We start from the raw sequence: 696 nt of genomic DNA on the forward strand, positions 1-696 counted from the left end.
GAAGGTCAGCGGGTTCTTGCGCTCGGGACGGTCCAGGGTCAGCGTGGCGACGCCGTTCTCGACCTCGAACAGGAAATGCTGGGCCGGATAGCCGGCCAGGCTGCCGCGGTGGCCAGGGAGCGCGTGCGGCTCTCCCTTCAGGTATCGCATGGTGTACTCCAGGTTGGCATTCAAAGGTCGGTGGGCGGCGCAACCCGCGGCGCCAGGGCCGCAGCCTGCTGGCGTTCCCGCTCCAGGTTGCGTTCGAGCTGGGCCTTGCCGGCGCGGTACTGCCTGGGCCAGGCGGCGCCGGTGTAGCCGATGCGCGCGGCCTCGGTCAGGGTCCAGGCCGGATTGACCAGGTGCGGGCGCGCCACCGCGCACAGGTCGGCCCGGCCCGAGGCGATGATGCCGTTGGCGTGGTCGGCTTCATAGATGGCGCCCACCGCGATGGCCGGGATGTGCGCCTCGTTGCGGATGCGGTCGGCGAACGGCGCCTGGTACATGCGCCCGTACTGCGGGCTTTCGTCGCGGCTGACCTGGCCCGAAGAGCAGTCGATCATGTCGGCGCCGGCGTCGCGGAACAGCCGGGCGACGATCACCGCGTCGTCCGGCGTCAGGCCGCCCGGAGTCCAGTCGTGGGCCGAGATGCGCACGCTGATCGGCAGCTGGCGCGGCCATACCGCGCGCAGCGCCGCGAACACCTCGAGCGGGAAG

The 696-nt window shown here is 71.6% G+C and carries 2 pseudogenes; both read right to left on the bottom strand.

Annotation, left to right across the window (positions count from 1 at the left end):
- Positions 1–150: pseudogene (locus KVT32_RS32285) on the bottom strand (enoyl-CoA hydratase); the annotation flags it as partial.
- A gap of 20 nt (positions 151–170) precedes the next feature.
- A pseudogene (locus KVT32_RS28075) lies at positions 171–696 on the bottom strand (bifunctional salicylyl-CoA 5-hydroxylase/oxidoreductase); the annotation flags it as partial.

The sequence above is a fragment of the Achromobacter sp. GbtcB20 genome (assembly GCF_019091095.1).
Lineage (GTDB): Bacteria > Pseudomonadota > Gammaproteobacteria > Burkholderiales > Burkholderiaceae_B > Achromobacter > Achromobacter mucicolens.